This is a genomic window from Acidomonas methanolica, from assembly GCF_004346035.1.
In the GTDB taxonomy this organism is placed as follows: Bacteria; Pseudomonadota; Alphaproteobacteria; order Acetobacterales; family Acetobacteraceae; genus Acidomonas; species Acidomonas methanolica.
Genome location: NZ_SLZN01000001.1, coordinates 26,497 through 46,472, shown reverse-complemented (window position 1 = coordinate 46,472; position 19,976 = coordinate 26,497). Strand labels below are relative to the sequence as shown.

The 19,976-nt window shown below is 65.9% G+C and carries 17 protein-coding genes and 2 tRNA genes; 3 read left to right on the top strand and 16 right to left on the bottom strand.

Features of this window, described 5'->3' with window-relative positions:
• Positions 1–11 precede the first annotated feature (11 nt).
• The 11 genes from EDC31_RS00240 to EDC31_RS00190 form a co-directional block, all read right to left on the bottom strand.
• Positions 12–1,658 carry a ribonuclease J gene (locus tag EDC31_RS00240; RefSeq protein WP_042059229.1) on the bottom strand — a complete coding sequence of 549 codons (1,647 nt, stop codon included), beginning with the start codon at positions 1,656–1,658 and terminating at the stop codon, positions 12–14.
• 25 nt (positions 1,659–1,683) lie between these two features.
• Positions 1,684–2,505 (bottom strand): type III pantothenate kinase, encoded by an 822-nt coding sequence (locus EDC31_RS00235; protein ID WP_042059231.1) that lies wholly within the window; start codon positions 2,503–2,505, stop codon positions 1,684–1,686.
• A gap of 10 nt (positions 2,506–2,515) precedes the next feature.
• Positions 2,516–3,244: a biotin--[acetyl-CoA-carboxylase] ligase gene (locus EDC31_RS00230; RefSeq protein WP_042059234.1), complete on the bottom strand. Its 729-nt coding sequence runs from the start codon at positions 3,242–3,244 to the stop codon at positions 2,516–2,518.
• 19 nt (positions 3,245–3,263) lie between these two features.
• A tRNA-Val gene (locus EDC31_RS00225) sits at positions 3,264–3,338 on the bottom strand.
• A gap of 57 nt (positions 3,339–3,395) precedes the next feature.
• On the bottom strand, positions 3,396–3,680 hold the full coding sequence (locus EDC31_RS00220) for an HU family DNA-binding protein (RefSeq protein ID WP_042059235.1): 285 nt from the start codon (positions 3,678–3,680) through the stop codon (positions 3,396–3,398).
• Positions 3,681–3,817: 137 nt separating this feature from the next.
• On the bottom strand, positions 3,818–6,205 hold the full coding sequence (gene lon / locus EDC31_RS00215; protein ID WP_239641680.1) for an endopeptidase La: 2,388 nt from the start codon (positions 6,203–6,205) through the stop codon (positions 3,818–3,820).
• A gap of 193 nt (positions 6,206–6,398) precedes the next feature.
• The gene (clpX, locus tag EDC31_RS00210) at positions 6,399–7,664 is read right to left on the bottom strand and encodes an ATP-dependent Clp protease ATP-binding subunit ClpX (RefSeq protein WP_042059240.1); all 1,266 of its coding nucleotides are present in this window, start codon (positions 7,662–7,664) and stop codon (positions 6,399–6,401) included.
• 142 nt (positions 7,665–7,806) lie between these two features.
• Positions 7,807–8,445: an ATP-dependent Clp protease proteolytic subunit gene (locus tag EDC31_RS00205; protein ID WP_042059242.1), complete on the bottom strand. Its 639-nt coding sequence runs from the start codon at positions 8,443–8,445 to the stop codon at positions 7,807–7,809.
• A gap of 133 nt (positions 8,446–8,578) precedes the next feature.
• Entirely contained in the window at positions 8,579–9,910 is a 1,332-nt protein-coding gene (gene tig / locus EDC31_RS00200) for a trigger factor (RefSeq protein WP_042059245.1), read from the bottom strand.
• Positions 9,911–10,078: 168 nt separating this feature from the next.
• Positions 10,079–10,163, bottom strand: a tRNA-Leu gene (locus EDC31_RS00195).
• 44 nt (positions 10,164–10,207) lie between these two features.
• The gene (locus EDC31_RS00190) at positions 10,208–11,689 is read right to left on the bottom strand and encodes a bifunctional ADP-dependent NAD(P)H-hydrate dehydratase/NAD(P)H-hydrate epimerase (protein ID WP_042059248.1); all 1,482 of its coding nucleotides are present in this window, start codon (positions 11,687–11,689) and stop codon (positions 10,208–10,210) included.
• A 118-nt stretch (positions 11,690–11,807) separates the two neighbouring features.
• On the opposite strand from EDC31_RS00190, the gene EDC31_RS00185 reads away from it, so the two are divergent.
• The 3 genes from EDC31_RS00185 to EDC31_RS00175 all read left to right on the top strand — a co-directional run bounded on the left by EDC31_RS00185 (position 11,808) and on the right by EDC31_RS00175 (position 15,880).
• Positions 11,808–12,257, top strand: coding sequence for a hypothetical protein (locus tag EDC31_RS00185; protein ID WP_132126864.1), 450 nt, complete (start codon positions 11,808–11,810; stop codon positions 12,255–12,257).
• A 391-nt stretch (positions 12,258–12,648) separates the two neighbouring features.
• Entirely contained in the window at positions 12,649–14,568 is a 1,920-nt protein-coding gene (locus tag EDC31_RS00180; protein WP_042059299.1) for a DEAD/DEAH box helicase, read from the top strand.
• A complete protein-coding gene (locus tag EDC31_RS00175) occupies positions 14,555–15,880 on the top strand; it encodes a class I SAM-dependent RNA methyltransferase (protein ID WP_239641675.1) in 1,326 nt (441 codons plus the stop codon). Before EDC31_RS00180 ends, EDC31_RS00175 begins: the two co-directional genes overlap by 14 nt.
• A 77-nt stretch (positions 15,881–15,957) precedes the next feature.
• Here EDC31_RS00175 and EDC31_RS00170 read toward each other — a convergent pair whose 3' ends face one another.
• Genes EDC31_RS00170 through sufC form a run of 5 tightly spaced genes read right to left on the bottom strand, consistent with a single transcriptional unit; the run spans position 15,958 to position 19,970 of the window.
• Positions 15,958–16,326: a HesB/IscA family protein gene (locus EDC31_RS00170; RefSeq protein WP_042059251.1), complete on the bottom strand. Its 369-nt coding sequence runs from the start codon at positions 16,324–16,326 to the stop codon at positions 15,958–15,960.
• Positions 16,327–16,337: 11 nt separating this feature from the next.
• The gene (locus tag EDC31_RS00165) at positions 16,338–16,730 is read right to left on the bottom strand and encodes an SUF system Fe-S cluster assembly protein (protein ID WP_081797619.1); all 393 of its coding nucleotides are present in this window, start codon (positions 16,728–16,730) and stop codon (positions 16,338–16,340) included.
• A gap of 2 nt (positions 16,731–16,732) precedes the next feature.
• Positions 16,733–17,971, bottom strand: coding sequence for an aminotransferase class V-fold PLP-dependent enzyme (locus EDC31_RS00160; protein WP_042059304.1), 1,239 nt, complete (start codon positions 17,969–17,971; stop codon positions 16,733–16,735).
• Complete coding sequence (sufD, locus tag EDC31_RS00155; protein ID WP_042059253.1) at positions 17,968–19,197, bottom strand: Fe-S cluster assembly protein SufD; 1,230 nt, start codon at positions 19,195–19,197, stop codon at positions 17,968–17,970. The genes EDC31_RS00160 and sufD overlap by 4 nt, the downstream gene beginning before the upstream one ends.
• Complete coding sequence (gene sufC / locus EDC31_RS00150) at positions 19,194–19,970, bottom strand: Fe-S cluster assembly ATPase SufC (protein WP_042059255.1); 777 nt, start codon at positions 19,968–19,970, stop codon at positions 19,194–19,196. The genes sufD and sufC overlap by 4 nt, the downstream gene beginning before the upstream one ends.
• Between the last annotated feature and the right edge of the window lie 6 nt (positions 19,971–19,976).

Genomic DNA, 19,976 nt, shown 5'->3' with positions numbered 1-19,976 from the left:
GAGGCGGGCCGTCAGACCCGGAGAACATGCACATCCACGAGCGGGCGCTTCTGCAACTTGCGTCCCAGCGCCCGGCGGAGCGCCGTCTTGGCGGCGTCGCGGAACAGGGCGTCCTCCTGGCGCAACTCGTCGGGGATCGCGTCGATCGCATCGGCGAATTCCTCCGAGATGCGGATGCTCTCCGGATCATCCGTTTCCAGCAGCCCGGGCGCGCTGATCTTCGGCTCGCCGATGATGAAGCCCTCCTCATCCACCGCGAAGCTCGCCAGCACCATGCCGTTGAACAGCATCTTGCGCCGCGCCGCCAGAACGCCGCCGGTCATCGGCAGCAGGCGGCCGCCATCGAGCGCCAGACGCCCGGTCGGCGCCGTGTCCACCACCTCCAGCCCGCCGGGCGCGATGTTGAGCAGATCGCCATCCTCGAGCAGAACCGATTCGACGCCCAGTTCCTTCGCCAGCGCGGCGTGAGCGGTCAGATGCCGCCATTCGCCATGGGTCGGGATGGAGTATTTCGGCTTCACCAGCCCGTAAAGCGTGCGCAGATCGTCGCTCGTGGCGTGACCGGAGACATGGACGAGATGGTCCTTGTCCGTCAGCACCGTCACGCCCCGGCGGGTCAGATTGTCCTGCACCGCCATGATGGCCTGCTCGTTGCCGGGGATCATGCGGGACGAATAGATCACCGTGTCGCCCTCGCCGAGCGAGATGTTCGGATGCGCGTCCGAGGCGATGCGGGAGAGCGCCGAGCGCGGCTCGCCCTGGCTGCCCGTGATGATCATCAGGACGCGGTCGTCGGAGACCGAATTGGCGTCCTGCTCGGTCAGGAACGGCGGAATATCGGCGAGATAGCCGCATTCCCGCGCCGCGACCTCGAGATTCCGCAAGGAACGCCCGACGATCATCACCTCGCGCCCCGCGCCACGCGCGGCGCGGGCGATCGAGTCCACGCGCGCCACGTTGCTGGCGAAGCAGGTGATGGCGACGCGCCCGTGCAGCGAACGGATCAACGTCGCCAGACTGTCGCGCACCGAGCCTTCCGTGCCGGATTCGCCGCCCTTCAGCACGTTCGTGCTGTCGCACACCATGGCGAGCACGCCTTCCTCACCCAGGGCGCGGAAGGTCTCCAGATCGGTCAGCGGGCCGACGACGGGCTCGCGGTCGAGCTTCCAGTCGCCCGTGTGCACGACCGTTCCGTACGGCGTGCGCAGGACGAGCGCCTTCGCCTCCGGCACGGAATGGGTCACGGGAACGAACCGCAGATCGAACACGCCGACCCGGAACGGCTCGTCGCCGTGAATGGTATGGATCGGCACCTGGCTCAGCAGATGCGCCTCCCCCAGCTTGCGCCGCAACACGGCGGCGGCGAAGGGCGAGGCGTAGATCGGGCAACGCAGCTGGGGCCAGAGATGGGCGACCGCGCCGAGATGATCCTCATGCGCATGGGTGATGACCAGCCCGCAGAGCGATTTCGCATGCTCGACGATGAAGGCCGGGTCCGGCATCAGCACTTCGGCCTCGGGCGTGTCGTTACCGGAGAATCCGATGCCGCAATCCACGGCGAGCCAGGTGCCGTCCAGACAGTAGAGGTTGAGATTCATGCCGATCTCGCCCGTTCCGCCCAAAGGCAGAAAGGCCAGACCGCCCCTTTTTTCCGTCATTTTCTTTCCTTTTTTGTAATGACCATTATGTGGTGTTGAACCGTGCATCGGCCGTGGCCGACGCGGAATCCGGCAGGCAGGCCGCGTTGCGGTCCGCGAGAAGGCGTAATCCGTCGAGCGTGAGTTCCGGCACGACGTGATCGAAGAGATCCGTCCCTTCGGAGAACAGGGGCGCGAGCCCGCCCGTGGCGATGATTTTCAGAGGGATGCCCATCTCAAGCGCGATGCGCGAGACGATGCCCTCGATCAGTCCGACATAGCCCCAGAACAGGCCGGAGCGCATGGCTTCGGGCGTGTTGCGCCCGATCGCGGCGAAAGGACGGCCGACGCTGATCCGCGGCAGACGCGCGGCCGCCCGGTGAAGCGCTTCCAGCGAAAGATTGATCCCCGGCGCGATGGCGCCGCCGCAATAGGCGCCCTCCTCGTCCACCACGTCGAACGTGGTGGCGGTGCCGAAATCGACGATAACCAGCGGGCCGCCATAGAAAAGCTGGGCGGCCAGGGCGTTCAGCCGCCGGTCCACGCCGATCTCCGAGGGCGGCGTCTCGACCCGTACGGGATGGCCCCAGTCCAGGCTCGCATTCGCGATCAGCGGTTCGAGCTTGAGCCATTCGCGGCAGAACCTGCGCAGATCGTACAGCGCAGCCGGAACGACGGTCCCGATGATGACGCGGGAGATGGCGGCGTGATCGACGCCGCTGCGCTCCATCAGACCCAGCAGCCAGGAGGCATATTCGTCGGACGTGCGTTCGACGACGGTCGAAATGCGCCACATTCCACGCCAGACCGTGCCGTCATGGACGGCAAACACGATATTGGTGTTGCCAGCATCAACGACGAGAAGCACGAACCGTCCCTTACCCTGTAAGCAGCACGTCTCCCGTCATCAGACGGAGATCCTTGCCGCCGGCAGTCCTCAGGAGCAGCCTTCCGTCCCCATCCAGACCGTTGAACAAACCCTCATGATAGTGATCGAGCCCCCTCACCGCAAGGGGGGTGCCAAGCGGATGGGCCCGCTCCAGCCAGAGCGCGCGGACAGGATCGAATCCGCCGGCCTCGAACACCGCGCGAAGCCGCGCGACCTCGGCGAGCACGTCCTGCGCGAGCGTGACGACATCCGGCGGCGTGTCGCTTCCCTCGGCGAGGCAGGTGGTCCTGCGTCCCGGAATTTCCGGCGCGCGACGGATGTTCACGCCCAGCCCGACGACGATCCATGGCTGCGCGCCGCCGCCGCTCTCGATGAGAATACCCGCTGTCTTGGCGCCGTTGAGCAGCAGATCGTTCGGCCATTTGATGCTCAGCGCGCGGGAATCGCGCAGAGCGGGCGAAATGGCGTCGAACGCCGCGACGGCCACGAGAAAGGGCAGCGCGGTCAGCAGCGGCAGGAGGGAGTCGGGACGCAGCAGAAAGGACAGCGCCAGATTGCCGCCGGGATCGTCCCAGTTGCGGCCGCGCGTGCCGCGGCCTTTCGTCTGTCGTCGGGCCAGAACGGCCAGACCGTCCTCTTCTCCCTGCTCGGCGCGCGCGCGACAGAAATCGGAGGTCGATTCCAGCGTATCATGAAGTTCGAGCCGCCAGGGCGTCATGACAGGTCGATCATATGCATGGTGGGCGATGACGGGATCGAACCGCCGACCCTCTCGGTGTAAACGAGACGCTCTACCGCTGAGCTAATCGCCCCTGTAACGGATAACAGCTGGAGGATGACAGGGACATCATCCCCGCCATCCCGCCGGTTCAGGACACCGCGTCTTTCAGGCTCTTGCCGGGCTTGAAACGGACGGAGGTGGAAGCCGGAATCTTGATCTCCTCGCCCGTGCGGGGATTGCGGCCCGTCGTGGCCTTGCGGGTTGCGATCGCGAAGGTGCCGAAGCCGATGAGGCGCACTTCCTGCTTGCCGGCCAGCGTCTTCTCGATCGTGCTGAACACGGCGTCCACCGCCTCGCCCGCCTGGGTCTTGGTCAGATCCGCCGCGTCGGCCACAGCCGCGACGAGTTCCTGTTTGTTGAGGGGCTTTTCCATCGTTCGCCTTTCAGATTTCAGCGGGAGCCGACCTGGATTGGAGTCTGCGACCCTGAGTGGGCGGTAATATCCGAGCGTAACGCAATCGCGTCAACTCCCGGAGATGCGCGCGAACGGCACTTCTCCGGGAACACCCCTCAATGTGGGAGTTGAGCGCCTTTTTCGAGGGTGGACGGCGTGGCGATGGGGGCGTCGTCATCCTCCCAGGCGATGGCCTCCGGCGGGCGGATCAATGCCCCGGCCAGCACCTGATCCACATGCGAGACCGGCACGATCTTCAACGCCGAGCGGACATTTTCCGGCACTTCGGGCAAGTCCTTCTCATTGTCCTTCGGAATGAAGACAGTCGCGATTCCGGCCCGCGTCGCCGCCAGCAGTTTCTCTTTCAGCCCGCCGATCTCCAGCACGCGCCCACGCAGGGTGATCTCCCCCGTCATGGCGATGTCACGCCGGATCGGAATGCCGGTCATGACGCTGACGATGCTCGTCGCCATCGCCACCCCCGCGGACGGTCCGTCCTTGGGCGTCGCGCCCTCGGGAACGTGAACATGGATGTCGCGCTTCTCGAAGAGCGACGGCTTGATGCCGAAGGTGATCGCCCGCGAGCGCACATAGGACAGCGCCGCCGAGACGCTCTCCTGCATCACGTCGCCGAGCTTGCCCGTATGCTTGATGCCGCCCTTGCCGGGCACCATCACGCTCTCGATCGTCAGCAATTCGCCGCCGACCTCGGTCCATGCGAGCCCGTTGACCACGCCCACCATGTCTTCCGTCTCGGTCTCGCCATGACGGAAGCGGCGGATTCCCGCGTATTTTTCAAGATTCTCCGCCGTCACCGCCACGGTTTCCAGCGAGGAGGTCACGAGTTCCTTCACGACCTTGCGCGCCACCTTGGCGATCTCGCGTTCGAGATTACGGACGCCCGCCTCGCGCGTGTAATAGCGGATCAGGTCGCGCAACGCGTCCTCGGCGATCGACCATTCATGCGGCTTGAGGTTGTGCGCCTCGGCCTGCTTGCCCACGAGGTGACGCCGGGCGATCTCCACCTTCTCGTCCTCGGTATAGCCCGAGAGACGGATGACCTCCATGCGGTCCAGCAAGGGCTGGGGCATGTTGAGGCTGTTCGCCGTCGTGACGAACATCACGTCCGACAGATCGTAATCCACCTCGAGATAATGATCGACGAAGGATGCGTTCTGCTCCGGGTCGAGAACCTCCAGCAGGGCGGAGGACGGATCTCCGCGCCAGTCCGAGCCGACCTTGTCGACCTCGTCCAGCAGAATCAGCGGGTTGGAGGTCTTCGCCTTCTTCATTGCCTGCACGATCTTGCCCGGCATGGAGCCGATATAGGTGCGGCGATGGCCCCGGATCTCGGATTCGTCATGCACCCCGCCCAGCGAGATGCGGACGTAATTCCGCCCCGTCGCCTTGGCGATGGAGCGCGCCAGCGAGGTCTTGCCGACACCCGGCGGCCCGACGAGGCAGAGGATTGGCCCCTTGACCTTCTGCGCGCGCGTCTGGACGGCGAGATATTCCAGGATGCGTTCCTTGACCTTGTCCAGCCCGTAATGCTCGGATTCGAGGACTTGCTCCGCGGCGTTGAAATCGCGGGAAATCTTCGACCGCTTCTTCCAGGGAATCGACAGCAGCCAGTCGAGATAATTGCGGACCACCGTGGATTCCGCGGACATCGGGCTCATGCCGCGCAGCTTGCGCAACTCGGCGGTCGCCTTCTCGCGCGCTTCCCGGCTCAGCTTGGTGGACTTGATCTTGTCCTCGATCTCGGCGGTCTCGTCGCGCCCGTCCTCACCCTCGCCGAGTTCCTTCTGAATCGCCTTGAGCTGCTCGTTGAGGTAGTATTCGCGCTGGGTCTTCTCCATCTGCCGCTTCACGCGGTTGCGGATGCGCTTCTCGACCTGAAGAACGCCGATCTCCTGCTCCATATGGGCGAAGACCTTCTCGATCCGCTTCGGCACCGACGCCGTTTCGAGCAGCGCCTGCTTCTCGGAGATCTTCATGTTGAGATGGCTGGCGATCGTATCGGCGAGCTTCGAAGGCTCCTCGATCTGGTTCAGCGAGACCATCACCTCGGGCGCGATCTTCTTGTTCAGCTTGATATAATGCTCGAACTGCGAGATCGCGGTGCGCCCGAGCGCCTCCGCTTCGTTATCCGCGGCGCCCTCGTCGGCCACGTCCTCGATCTCGGCCTCGAAATGGCCGTCAACATCGTGGAAGGCCAGAATCCGCGCGCGGCGGGACCCTTCGACCAGCACCTTGACCGTGCCGTCCGGCAGCTTCAGCAACTGCAAAATGGTGGACACCGTCCCGTAGCGATAGATATCGTCGGGCGAGGGGTCATCCTGCGAGGCGTTCTTCTGCGCGACGAGCAGGATCTGCTTGTCCTCCCGCGTGACCGCTTCCAGCGCGCGGACGGATTTCTCGCGCCCGACGAAAAGCGGCACGATCATATGCGGGAAAACGACGATATCCCGCAGCGGAAGAACCGCAATGCGGTCGACCGGCATGGCGGGCGGGCTCGCCGTCTTCCGCCGACCCGTGCCGCTCTTGTTGTTCGATTCACTCATTCTCTGCGATCTCCCCAAGGACGATCAAGGAAACGAAACCCGATCCGGCGTTTCGCTTCCCGCGACCCCGTTGTTCGTACGAGGTTTCTTCAATCCCGATGTGATGCCGGCAAGCGCCAATCACAAGAGCGGTTCAGGCCGATTGTTCCGCGGGCTGGGTGTTGCCCTGGCCATAGACATAGACCGGATTCGCCTTGTTCTCCGCGACGTCCCTGTTGATCACGACTTCCTCGACGCCGTCGAGGCCGGGAAGCTCGAACATGGTCCCGAGCAGAATGTTCTCCATGATCGAGCGCAGGCCGCGCGCGCCCGTCTTGCGGGCGATGGCGCGCTGCGCGATCTGCACCAGCGCGTCGTCGGTGAAGTTGAGCTGGACGCCCTCCATCTGGAACAGCCGCTGATACTGCTTGACCAGCGCGTTCTTGGGCTTGGTCAGTATCTCGATCAGCGCCGCCTCGTCCAGATCGCCGAGGGTGGCGATGACGGGAAGACGGCCGATGAACTCGGGAATCAGCCCGAATTTCAGCAGATCCTCCGGCTCGACGCCCTGGAGCACCGCGCCGAGGCGCCGCGCCTCCGGATCGCGCACATCCGCCCCGAAGCCAATGCCGGAGCCCTTGCCGCGCGAACTGATGATCTTGTCCAGCCCGGCGAAGGCGCCGCCGCAGATGAACAGCATGTTGGTCGTATCGACCTGCAGGAACTCCTGCTGCGGATGCTTCCGACCGCCCTGGGGCGGAACGGAAGCGACCGTGCCTTCCATCAGCTTGAGCAGGGCCTGCTGCACGCCCTCGCCGCTGACGTCGCGCGTGATCGAGGGATTGTCCGACTTGCGCGAAATCTTGTCGATCTCGTCGATATAGACGATGCCGCGCTGTGCCCGCTCGACATTGTAGTCGGCGGCCTGGAGCAGCTTGAGGATGATGTTCTCCACATCCTCGCCGACATAGCCCGCCTCGGTCAGCGTGGTCGCGTCCGCCATGGTGAACGGCACGTCCAGAATCCGCGCAAGCGTCTGGGCCAGCAGCGTCTTGCCCGAGCCGGTCGGCCCGATCAGCAGGATGTTCGACTTGGCGATCTCGACGTCGTTGTTCTTCTGCGCGTGGGCCAGACGCTTGTAATGGTTGTGCACGGCGACCGAGAGGGCCTTCTTCGCCTCGAACTGGCCGATCACATAATCGTCCAGCACCTTGCAGATTTCCCGCGGAGTCGGCACGCCGTCGCGGGATTTCACGAGATGGGTCTTGTGCTCCTCACGGATGATGTCCATGCAGAGTTCGACGCATTCGTCGCAGATGAAAACGGTGGGGCCGGCGATGAGCTTGCGCACCTCGTGCTGGGACTTGCCGCAGAACGAGCAGTACAAGGTGTTCTTGGGGTCGCCGGATTTGCTGTTCATCACCACTCCTCCTCCCCTGAGGGAGACCCCGCCCGGCAAACGCGCCCATAGGACGGGGGATTCAAAACACTAAGCCGAGGGCGGAAGCCTCGGCAAGCCCAGAATGGCGTTCCCGAGTGGCTTCGATCCCCCGTCCGCCGCCTCAGACCTGTTCCGAGGGGTTGACGGAGCGGCGGGCGACGACCTCGTCGATCAGACCGAAGGCCAGCGCTTCCTCCGCCGAAAGATAGCTGTCGCGCTCCAGCTTGCGCTCGATCTCCTCCAGGCTCTGGCCGGTATGCTCGCGATAGATCTCGTTCAGGCGCTGACGAACCAGCAGGATCTCGCGGGCCTGAATCTCGATGTCGGACGCCTGACCCTGCGCGCCGCCGGAGGGCTGATGCACCATGATGCGCGCGTTCGGCAGGCTGTAGCGCCGCCCCTTCTCGCCGCCGGCGAGCAGGAGCGAACCCATGGACGCCGCCTGACCGATGCAGACCGTACTGACGGGGCTGCGGATATACTGCATCGTGTCGTAGATCGCGAGACCCGCGGAAACGACGCCGCCGGGGCTGTTGATGTAGAAGGAGATTTCCTTCGACGGATTGACGCTCTCCAGATAGAGAAGCTGGGCCGAGAGCAGAGCCGCGACCTGATCGTAGACCGGGCCGGTCAGGAAGATGATCCGCTCCTGCAACAGACGCGAATAGATGTCGAAAGCGCGCTCGCCGCGGGAAGTCTGCTCGACCACCATCGGCACCAGCGCGTTGTCGAAAATCTCAACGGGATCGCGATCCCTCATGGCCGTTTCCGTCCTTCAAAAGACCCGGGCGAGTGATCCGCCCGGGCATAACCCAGCTTGGCATGGCCAGCATGAACGTCCGCGCGGCAATCGTCAAAACTGCCGCGCGGGAATTCGTCTCTTCAGCGGCCGATCAGAGATCGGCGGGCGGAATCTCGGCCAGTTCCTCGGGCGTCACGTCCTTCTCGGTCACGTCCGCCAGTTCAATGAGGTAATCCACCACCTTGTTTTCAAGGATCGGCCCGCGCAACGTCTCCGCCGCCTGCGGATTTTTCGTGAAGAACTCGAACACCGCGCGCTCCTGCCCCGGATAGCGCAGGGCCTCCTGACGCATGGCCTGCATCATGTCCTCCCTGGACACGGCGATCTCCTTGACGCGGCCGATCTCGGCGAGGAGCAGGCCCAGCTTCACGCGCCGCTCGGCGATCTTGCGATAATCCGCCTTCAGCGTGTCCTCGTCCTTGCCGGCGTCCTCCTCGTCGATCTCGCCATTGGCGCGGTCCTGCTCGACGCGCGCCCAAATCTGGCCGAATTCCGCCTCGACCATGCTCGGCGGCGCGTCGAAATCGGTCCGGTCCGCCAGGATGTCCAGCAGATCGCGCTTGATGCGCAGGCGGGAAAGCTGGGCATATTCGCCCTCGACCTGCTTCGTGATCAGGTCGCGCACCTGTTCGATCCCCTCGAAGCCGATCGTCTTCGCCAACTCGTCGTCGAGGGCGGGCTCAACAGCCTTCTTCAGGGCGTTCGCCTTGATGTCGAAGGTCACGTCCTTGCCCGCCAGTTCCTTCGCGCCGTAATCCTCGGGAAAGGTCACGGCGATGATTTTTTCCTCACCGGGCTTCATGCCTTCGAGCTGCTCGGCGAAACCGGGGATGAAGCCGTCGCCGCCGATCTCGACATTCACGTCCTGCGCCGTGCCGCCGTCGAACGGAACACCGTCCAGCTTGCCGACGAAATCGACATTCAGCACATCTCCCGTCGCCGCGGGACGCTCCTCCGCGACATCCTCGAAGGTGCGCTGGCGCTTGGCCAGCTCGCCGAGGGATTTCTCGATCGTCGCCTCTTCCGGCTTCGCGGTCAGGCGGGTCAGCTTGAGGCCAGTCAGGTCCGGCAGGGTGATTTCCGGCAGGATTTCGAGATCGACCTTGAATTCCAGATCACCCTTGCCTTCCGCGCCGGAGACGAGCTCGACGCGCGGCTGGGTGGCCGGGCGCAGCTTCTGCTCCTCGAGCAGCCTGCTGGTCGATTCATTGACCGTCTGCTCCATCACCTCGCCCTCGACGGCCGCGCCGTAGCGCTGCCTGACGACCGACACCGGCACCTTGCCGGGACGGAAGCCGGGCAGGTTGACGGTCCGCCCCAGCTCGGCGAGACGGGCGGCGCGCCGCGCCTCGAGGTCGCCAGCCGGCACGGTGACGGTGAAGCCGCGCTTGAGACCTTCGGAATGGGTTTGCTGAACCTGCATCTGCCAGGCGATCCTCTTTGATCGGGTTGTGTCCGGGTGTCGTTTCCCCGGCCTTCGCGTTCATATGCGGGGAGGGACCTGGGCCCGGACAGGTGGTAAAGACTGAAGCCCCCCGTCCGCTCCCTTGAGGACCGTTCAGGGAAGGCCCGGACAGGGAGCGGCGACGCGTGGTACGGGCGGAGGGACTTGAACCCCCACGACTTGCGCCACCAGAACCTAAATCTGGCGTGTCTACCAGTTCCACCACGCCCGCGCGCCGCGTCTGCCCCATGTGACCGGGCCATCAAGCGGGCGGCTTTACATGAACTCGCTTCGGTTAACAAGCCGTGTCGGCACGCCGTCACGCAGCGGCCTCCGGCAGCGCCGGACGGCCTCCGCGCGGGCCGCGCCCAGATGGCGGTCGAAATCCTCGGCAATCGGCCAGTCGCCGGCGCGCAGCCCGGCCTCGCCATGAATCCACACGCCCCCGCAGCACGCCTCCCAGACCGGCATCCCGGCCGCCAGCAGGGTGGCGATCACGCCGGCCAGCGTATCGCCGGACCCCGCCGTCGCGAGCGCCGGGCCGGCATGGGTATTGATGGCGGCACGTCCGTCCGGCGCGGCGATGATGGTGTCCGGTCCCTTGAGCACCACGACGGCCTCGATCCGCGCCGCCGCCTCCCGCGCCGCCGCGACGCGATCCCTCCCCGGCGCACCGAAGAGGCGAGTAAATTCTCCGAGATGCGGCGTGACGGCCGCGACGCCACGCAGGCGGCTGAGATCCGCCGCTCCCCATGTCAGCGCGCCCGCATCGGCCAGCACCGTCCTGTTCGCCCCCAGCAGCACGGGAAGGGCAGCGGCGACCTCGTCGGGTTCGAGCCCCGGCCCGCAGACCCAGACCTTGCGTCGCTCGTCCTCCATCAGCGCCGCCAGCGGCTCCGAATCCACCACCAGCCCGGGCGCGCCGAGGCGATAGAGCGCCGCCGAGTCGCCCGCGTTGATCCGCACCAGCCCCGCCCCCGACGCCCGTGCGCCCGCCGCGGCCAGACGCGCCGCGCCAGGCATCGCGGCGCCTCCGCACAGGCTGACCACGCCCCGGCTGTATTTATGGCTCTCCACGGTCATGCCGGGGACGGTCCAGAGACCGGGCGCGTTGTGCCAGAGGCGGCTCCCGACGGCGGCGACGAGCGGGTCCGGCATGCCGATATCCGCGCAGACCAGTTCTCCGAGATGCTCATGGCCGGGAAGAAGGAAGTGCCCCGGCTTGAAGCGCACGAAGGTCACGGTCAATGCCGCCACGGGCAGTTCGGCCAGCACCGCGCCTGTCGCGCCGTCGATGCCGGTCAGCATGTCGATCGCAACGAGGTCCCGCGCCGCATTCAGCATGGCGACGATCCGCTCGTCCGGCGCCCGGTCCAGCCCCGCGCCGAACAACCCGTCGATCACCAGATCGGCCCGGCGCACCTCGTCCGGCGTGAAGGGCGCGAGCGGCCCGCGCCATTCCCGCGCGGCCCATGCGGCGTCACTTCCCTCCCGTGGCGGGGCGAGCGGCGCGACCCGCACGGCGAAGCCGAAGGCCGCGAGATGGCGCGCGGCGACATAGCCGTCTCCCCCGTTATTGCCGGGGCCGCAGAGCACCAGCGCCCGGCAGGGCCGCCACCGACGCCGTACCGCCCGGGCCACGCTCCAGCCCGCCCGCTCCATCAGATCGCGGACGGAAATTTCGGCCGAAGCCCGACGATCGAGCGCGCCGCACTCCTTGGGAGTCAGCAGGAGCAGGGACTCGGCGGTCATGGTCATTTCTCCTGAAGGCGCGTCCAGGAAATCGCGCCGCCAACATGGAACCCTATTGCGTTGACGATGGGAACGACGGAGAAACGCATCCGTTCATGCCGACCAGCCTCGCCGGGAGCTTTTCGTGATCCAGCCGATTCTATGGAGCCTCTTGCTTGCACTGCATCTTCTCTGCATGGCCTATTGGGTCGGCGGCGGATTGAATGCCGTGCTCGTGGCGCGCTCCGGCACGGCGCTGCTGGACGGCGCTCAACGCCAGACCGTTCTGCTCCAGATCTATTCGCGCTATTGCCGGGCGCTCATGCATATCGTTCCGGTGTCGCTCCTCAGCGGCTGGGGGCTCGTCCTGCATCTTGGCGGATTCGCCCATCTCGCCTGGCCGATCAATGCGATGCAGGCGCTCGGCGTGATCATGGCGGCGCTTTTCGTCAGCATCGTGCGCGGACCGCTGCGCACGGCGCGGCGCGCCATCCGCCCGCAGGCCGCGACCTTCGCCACGATCCGCACGCGCATCGTCTATATGGTCGCGCTCGGAATCCTCACGACGCTCTGCGCGTCGCTCGCGGGTGCCTGACGCAGCATCGGAACCGGCAGGATTCTGTCGTAAAACTTGCTTTATTGGCGGGATGAGGATAACGCACGGCGGAGCCCGGCGCGTGCATGATCCTGCATGGCATGTGTCGGTTTTGATTTGACAACGAGTCGTCCTGACCAGAATAGCCGAGAGCAGTTTGAATCCCAAGACATCCGAAGCCGCGCGCCCTTCCCGTCTCCCGCGCGTGCGCAAGACGACTGCAAAACCGCCCGTGTCCCGACGTCGCAAGGCGGCTGTCGAGGATGTCGCACCGTCCGAGGCGGTCGCCAAGCCCCCCCGGCGTGGCCGTCAGGCGGCCGCAACCGCTCCTGTCGCCGTCGCCAAAGCGAAACCCGCCGCCAAGGCGCGGGAGGCCAAGGTGCAGAAAAGCGTGTCCGTCGAGGCTCCGGAGCCGGTCAAGCGTGGCAGGGGACGCCCGCGCAAGGTCGTCGCCGCGCCGTCGCCCGTGACTGCGGAGACGGTGAGCACGGAGACGACGGCGAAGACGGAGACCGGGCCCGCGCGCCGCGGCAGGCCGTCGAAAGCCTCGGCGAAGCCGTCGGTCGAAACCGTCGAGACGCCGGTCCGCCGCGGCCGGCCACGCAAGACGGAGAGCACGGCGGTTGCCCCCGTCGAGACGCCGCAGGTCGAAGATCAGCCCAAGCCCGTCGTCGCGCGCCGCCGGACACGTTCGCGCCGGTCCGATCCGGTGCCGGAGACTGTGACGCACGCGGTGCAAGAGCCCCCCGAAACCACCGTGACGCCGTCAGAGGAGGCGTTCCTTCCGCCGGTCGAGGCATCCGTCACGGACGATCAGCCGCTTTTCGCGCAGCTCGGCCTGTCCGAGCCGGTCATGCGCGCCATCGACGAGAAAGGGTATCTTCACCCGACGCCGATTCAGGCCGCGGCGATCCCCGTCGTGCTGCAAGGACGCGACGTGCTGGGCGTGGCGCAGACCGGAACGGGCAAGACCGCGTCCTTCACCCTGCCCATGCTCGAGCGTCTGGCCGGATCGCGCGCCCGCGCGCGGATGCCGCGCTCGCTGATTCTCGAACCGACCCGCGAACTCGCGCTTCAGGTGGCCGAGAATTTCACCGCCTACGGCAAATACCTGCGCCTCAACCATGCCCTGCTGATCGGCGGCGAGAGCATGGCCGATCAGCGCGCCGTGCTGAATCAGGGCGTCGACGTGCTGATCGCCACGCCGGGACGCCTTATCGATCTCTTCGATCGCGGCGGCCTTCTGCTGAACCAGACGCGGCTTCTGGTGATCGACGAAGCGGACCGGATGCTCGACATGGGCTTCATCCCGGATATTGAACGGATCGTCAGCCTGCTGCCGCGCGAGCGCCAGACGCTGTTCTTCTCCGCGACCATGGCGCCGGAGATCCGGCGACTTGCGGATCGCTTCCTGTCCGAACCGGAAGAAATCACCGTCACCCGTTCCGCCTCCGTCGCGACGACCATCGAATCGGGGCTGCTCGTCGTCGACGAGGACGACAAGCGGCGCGCCTTGCGAAAATTGCTGCGCCATGAGGACGTGCAGAACGCCATCGTGTTCTGCAACCGCAAGCGTGACGTGGACGTGCTCTACAAATCGCTGCACAAGCATCACTTCGCCGCCGGACATCTCCATGGCGACCTGCCGCAATCGGTCCGCACGAAGACGCTGGAGCGCTTCAAGGCGGGCGAACTGAAGATTCTCGTCTGTTCCGATGTTGCCGCGCGAGGAATCGACATCAGCGGATTGTCGCATGTCTTCAATTTCGATCTGCCCTTCCATGCCGAGGATTATGTCCATCGCATCGGACGCACGGGCCGCGCGGGAAAGACGGGCCATGCCTACAGCCTGGCGACGCCTTACCAGAAGCCCCTGCTGGACGCGATCGAGACACTGATCGGCAAGCCGATCCCGCAGCCTGTGATCGACGGCATCGAGACCCTGCCTTGGGCCGACCCGGATGCCGCGCCGCCGCGTCGGGACCACAAACGGGGCGAGCGGCGTGGAGCGGGCCGGCCCCGTGACGCGCGGGAGTCTGATCGCCGGGACTCTGGTCGCCGCGAACCGGATCGCCGGGAAAACGGTCGCGCGGACGCGCGGCGGCGCGACGAACCGCAGCGGAATCACGCACGCGGCGAAACCGGCAAGGCCACGGCCTCCGTCACGCCCGTTGTCGAATTCGATCCGCACACCCCCCCGACAGGTTTCGGCAGCGAGACGCCCGCCTTCATGCTCCTGCCCCGCCGCTCCCCCGTCCGGCAGGCGGACGGCGAGCGTCAGGGGCCGGTGCAACATCGTGGCGAGGCCTGACCAGCCGGACGTGGCGCTTTTCCAGCAGGAGCGGCACGTTTGTGACGTGACGATCACCGGACTCGGAACGAGCGGCGATGGCATTGCCCTGTTGGATGGGCGGAGCGTTTTCGTCCCCGGCGCTTTGCCGGGTGAAACGGTGCGTGTTGCCCTCACCCCGAACGGCTCGCCCGAGATTGTCGACATTCTCGCGGCGTCGCCCGCCCGCGTCGCGCCTCCCTGCCCGCTCTTCGGCCCGTGCGGCGGTTGTTCGTTGCAGATGATGCGTCTCGACACCATGCTCGACTGGAAGACCGCCCGGATTCAGGCTGCATTGCGGAATGCGGGCTTCATCGTCCAGCCTGAGCCGACAGCCGTGCAGACGCCTCCCATGACGCGCCGCCGCCTCGATCTTGCCGTCGCGCGGGTGCCGGGCGGCATGGTGATCGGGCTGCATCGGCGCAACGGGCCGCCAGTGGACATGACCCTTTGCCACGTCGCCGACCCCACATTGACGGCGCTGCTTGAGCCGTTGCGGCGCGTTCTGGGCAGTCTGGGGGCGGTGACGGGAGAAGCGACGCTCCAGATCAATCTGCTTGACAGCGGAGCGGATATCGTTCTGGGCACCGGGCAGGATCTGACGGCCAGCGACCGCGCCAAGCTGGCGGATTTCGCCGCCGCGCATGACGTTCCACGCATCTCCTGGCAAAAATCCGGCCAGCCCGGAATCGTCGAGACGGTCGCGCAACTGAAGCCCGTGCGGCAGAGTTTCGGGCCGCTGACCGTAGCGCCGCCGCCGGGTATTTTTCTTCAGGCGACGCGCCAGGGCGAAAGCGCCATCGTCGATGCGGTCCTAAGCGCCCTGCCGCCGCTCAACCGCAAGGACATGATCGTCGAGCTTTATGCGGGATGTGGCACGCTGACCGGCCCGCTGAGCACATGCGGGCGCGTTTCCGCCTATGAAGGCGTGTCGGAAGCGGTCGCCGCGCTCCAGCGCGCGCGGACGGGACATCGGCTCGAAGCGGAGCGGCGCGATCTCGTCCGCCAGCCGCTTCTGGCAGGTGGACTCACCGCCGCCCGCGTCGTGGTGCTGGACCCCCCTCATGCGGGCGCGCCGCGCCAGATCGAAGAGATCGCCCGTTCCGGCGTGCGGGATGTGGTCTATGTGAGTTGTAATCCCCGTGCGCTCGAAAAAGACGCCACCCGGCTGCGCGAGGCGGGATATGCGCTCGTCGCCGTCACCGTGGTCGACCAGTTTCTCTGGTCGGCCGAAGTCGAAGCGGTGATTGCCCTTACGAAGGACCCGAAGCGACTCCGCAAGCACGCCGCGTAGAGGGGACGTCTGATCGGGGGAAGTCCTCGTTCTTTTTTGAAAAAAAGAACCAAAAAACTTTTTCGACTTGGCGATGATCAGACGTGAAAACTCTCGCCGCAGCCGCAGCGGCCTTTTTCGTTCGGGTTGCTGAAGGTGAAGCCCGATTCGAGTTCCTTCACCTCGTAATCCATCACGGTGCCGATCAGGAACAGCGTCGCCTTGCGGTCCACGAGCAGGGTCAGCCCGTGATCCTCGACGCGCTCATCCGTGGCCACCGCGTCGTCCACGAAGCTCATGTCGTAGGACATGCCCGAGCATCCACGGGAGGACAGCGCGATACGCAGCAACTGACCCTTGTTCGCGCCGTCGTAAAGCCGCTTGAGCCGTTCGGCCGCGCGGTCCGTCAGCGTCATCAGCGGCGGCAGGTTCCGCGCCGGGGCTGGTTTTTCGATAGTTTCCGACATGGATCGTTCCTTCAGAACATATTCAGGGCCAGACGCGCCTCATCGCTCATCCGGCTCATATCCCAGGGCGGGTCCCAGACGACCTCGACCGTCGCGTCCGTCACGCCGTCGACCCTGGCCACGGCTTCCCGCACCTGTTCCGGCAGTTCCTGTGCGCTCGGGCAGTTCGGAGCGGTCAGCGTCATCTCGATGCTGACTCGCCCGTCCTCATGCAGGTCGATGGCGTAGATCAGCCCGAGTTCGTAGATATTCACCGGAATTTCGGGATCATAGACGGTCGCGATCGCGGCGATCACCGCGTCCTGATCCGGCACGCCGGCCGGCTGGGCGCTTCCGACGAGTGAGCCCAGCGGCGATTCAGATTTCGTGGCATCATCCGCCAAAACATCCGCTCCCATTTTCATGCTCACACCAGCATCTCGCGCGCGCGCTTCAGCCCGCGCACCAGCGCGTCGATCTCCTCCGTCGTCGTATAGACGCCGAAGCTCGCGCGGGTGGTGGCGGTCAGGCCGAGACGGCGCAGGAGGGGTTCGGCGCAATGCTGCCCCGCGCGCACGGCGATGCCCTGCTGATCGAGCAAGGTGGCCAGATCATGCGGATGCGCGCCGTCACAAAGGAAGGAAATCACCCCGCCGCGATGAAGCGGAGCCCCGACGATCCGCAGGAAGTCGAGATCGCCGAGCGCCGTCAGGGCATGGCGCGTCAGCGCCGCCTCATGCGCCGCGATCGCCTCGAAGCCGAGTTCCTCGATAAAGGACAGCGCCGCGCCGAGACCCAGCACCTCGATGATGGCCGGAGTGCCCGCCTCGAATTTATGCGGCACGTCGGCCCAGGTGCTCCGCTCGAAGCTGACCGTGCCGATCATCTCGCCACCGCCCTGAAAAGGCGGCATGGCGTTCAGCAGATCGTACCGCGCCCAGAGCAGACCGATTCCGGTCGGCCCGTACAGCTTGTGCCCCGTGCAGACGAAGAAATCGCAGTCCAGGGCCTGAACGTCGATGCGGCTGTGAACGGCCGATTGCGAACCGTCGATCAGGATGCGCGCACCATGGCGATGCGCGATGGCCGCGAGATCGCGCGCCGGCGTCACCGTGCCCAGCACGTTGGACATGTGCGTCACCGCGACGAGCGCGACCTTGCCGTCGGCGAGCAGCGCCTCATAGCGCTCGAGGTCGATATCCCCCGCATCCGTGATCGGCGCGACGCGCAGCTCGATCCCGGCGCGGTCGCGCAACATCTGCCACGGCACAATATTGGCGTGATGCTCCAGCTCGGAGATCAGCACCGCCTGCCCCGGCTTCAACAATGCGCCGAAACTATAGGCGACGAGATTGATCGCCTCGGTGCTGTTGCGGGTGAAGACGATCTCCCGCCGGTCCGCGGCGCCGAGAAACCGCGCGGCCTGACTCCGCACCGTCTCATACGCTTCCGTCGTGCGCTCGCTCATCCAGTAGAGCCCGCGATGGATGTTGGCGTAGCAATGCCGCATCGCGTCGCTCATGGCCTCGATCACCTGCTCCGGCTTCTGGGCCGAGGCGGCGCTGTCGAGAAACACGAGCGGACGGCCATGCACGCGCTCGGCCAGAATGGGAAAGCGCGCGCGGACGGAAGCCACATCCAGCAGGGGCGTCACCATGTCCATCATGCGTCCCGCCTCGCCCACCACCGCGCGACGCGGCTGTCGAGCCAGTCGCGAAGGGCGTCATCCGTCACCAGTTCGATCGCGTCCTGCAGAAAGGCGCGCACCAGAATCGCCCTGGCCTGATCCACCGGAATGCCGCGGGAGCGAAGATAGAAAAGCTGATCCTCGTCCAGCGCGCCGACCGTCGCGCCATGGCTGCATTTCACGTCGTCGGCATAGATCTCCAACTCCGGCTTGCTGTCGATCTGCGCCCGCTCGGAGAGCAGCAGCGCCTGATTCATCTGATAGCCGTCGGTCTTCTGCGCCACACGATCGACGCAGATCTTCCCCTGAAACACCGCATGGGCCGCATCGGTGACGACATTCTTCACCGTCTGACGAGAGTCGCAATGCGGGGCGGCATGGGTGATGAGCGAGGTCAGATCGGCATGACGCGTGCCGCCGAGAAGCTGGGCCGCATTGACATGGACAGCCGCGTGTTCGCCGTCGAGGGACGCGCAGACTTCGTGACGCGCCAGCCGCGCGCCCAGAGTCAGCGTGAATCCATCATACGCGCCGCCCGCCGCGACCTGCGCGGTGACCAGCGCGAGGTGAAAGGCGGTGTCATCTTCCTCCTGGAGCTTCACATGGGTCAGCGCGCCGCCGGAGGCGACGGAAACCGACATCCAGGGATTGGAAAGATAGACGCCGCGCCCGGCTGAAATCTCGCGCAGCACGAGGCGGGACTGTTCGCCCAGCACGATCTCATGATGCAGATGGGTGGAGAACGCGCCCGTCTCGGTTTCCGCGCCGAGATTGATGAGGGAAATCACCCCCGCATCCACCCCGTCCGGCACATGGATCGTCACCCCCTCGCGCCGCAGGGCGGCGTTGAGCACGGTGAGCGGATGGGCGAGGCTGTCCCCCGACGGCGCGCGGCCGATGGTGACGATGCTCGTCCCGGGGTCGCTCGTCCCGTTGTCTGTCACGGGCAGTTCCGACAAGGCGGCGCTATACACGCCGTTGACGAAAACGATGCGCGGCCCGTCGCAGGCGGCAAGCTCGTCGAACAGCGCCCGCGCTGCGGTCTCGTCCAGCGCCGGCGCATCGCCGAACGCAATCTCGTCCAGCGCGCGCAGGGAAGTGTAGCGCCATGCCTCCATCCGCCGGTGCGGCAGCCCCTCGCTGCGCAGAATGGCGGCGCTGCCCGTATCGGAGGCGCGGGTGAGAAAGGAGGTGAGCGCGTTCATGCCGCCGCCTCGGCCGTGAGATATTTCGCGTATCCCTGCGCCTCGAGCTGCCGCGCCACCTCGGGGCCGCCGCTATGGATGATCCGGCCCTTCGCCATGACATGCACACGATCGGGGCTGATATAATCGAGCAGCCTCTGATGATGGGTGATGATGAGCGCGGAGAAATCCGGACCGCGCAGGCTGTTGACCCCGTCCGCCACGACACGCAGCGCGTCGATGTCCAGCCCGCTGTCGGTTTCGTCGAGGATGGCCAGGCGGGGCTGAAGCATGCGCATCTGCAACACCTCGTTGCGCTTCTTCTCGCCGCCGGAGAACCCGACATTCACGTTGCGCTTGAGCATCTCGTCGGACATATGCAGCCGCTTCGTCTCCGCGCGGACGGCCTTGAGGAAAGCGACGGCGTCGAGCTCCTCCTCGCCCCGCGCGCGGCGCACGGCGTTGACGGCGGTGCGCAGGAACGTGGCGTTGTTCACCCCCGGCAATTCGACCGGCGTCTGGAATGCGAGGAACACTCCGGCGGCGGCGCGCTCGTCCGGCTCCATGGCGAGGAGGTCGGCGCCGTCCAGCGTCACCTCGCCGACCGTGACCTCGTAATCCTCACGTCCCGCGAGGACATAGGACAGGGTGGACTTGCCGGAGCCGTTCGGCCCCATGATGGCATGCACCTCGCCTTTGGGGAGGACGAGATCGAGCCCACGGAGGATCTCCTTCGGCGTGCCGTTGTCGTCGATACGGGCGCTGAGGCCGGAAATTTTCAGAAAATCGTTCATTATCAG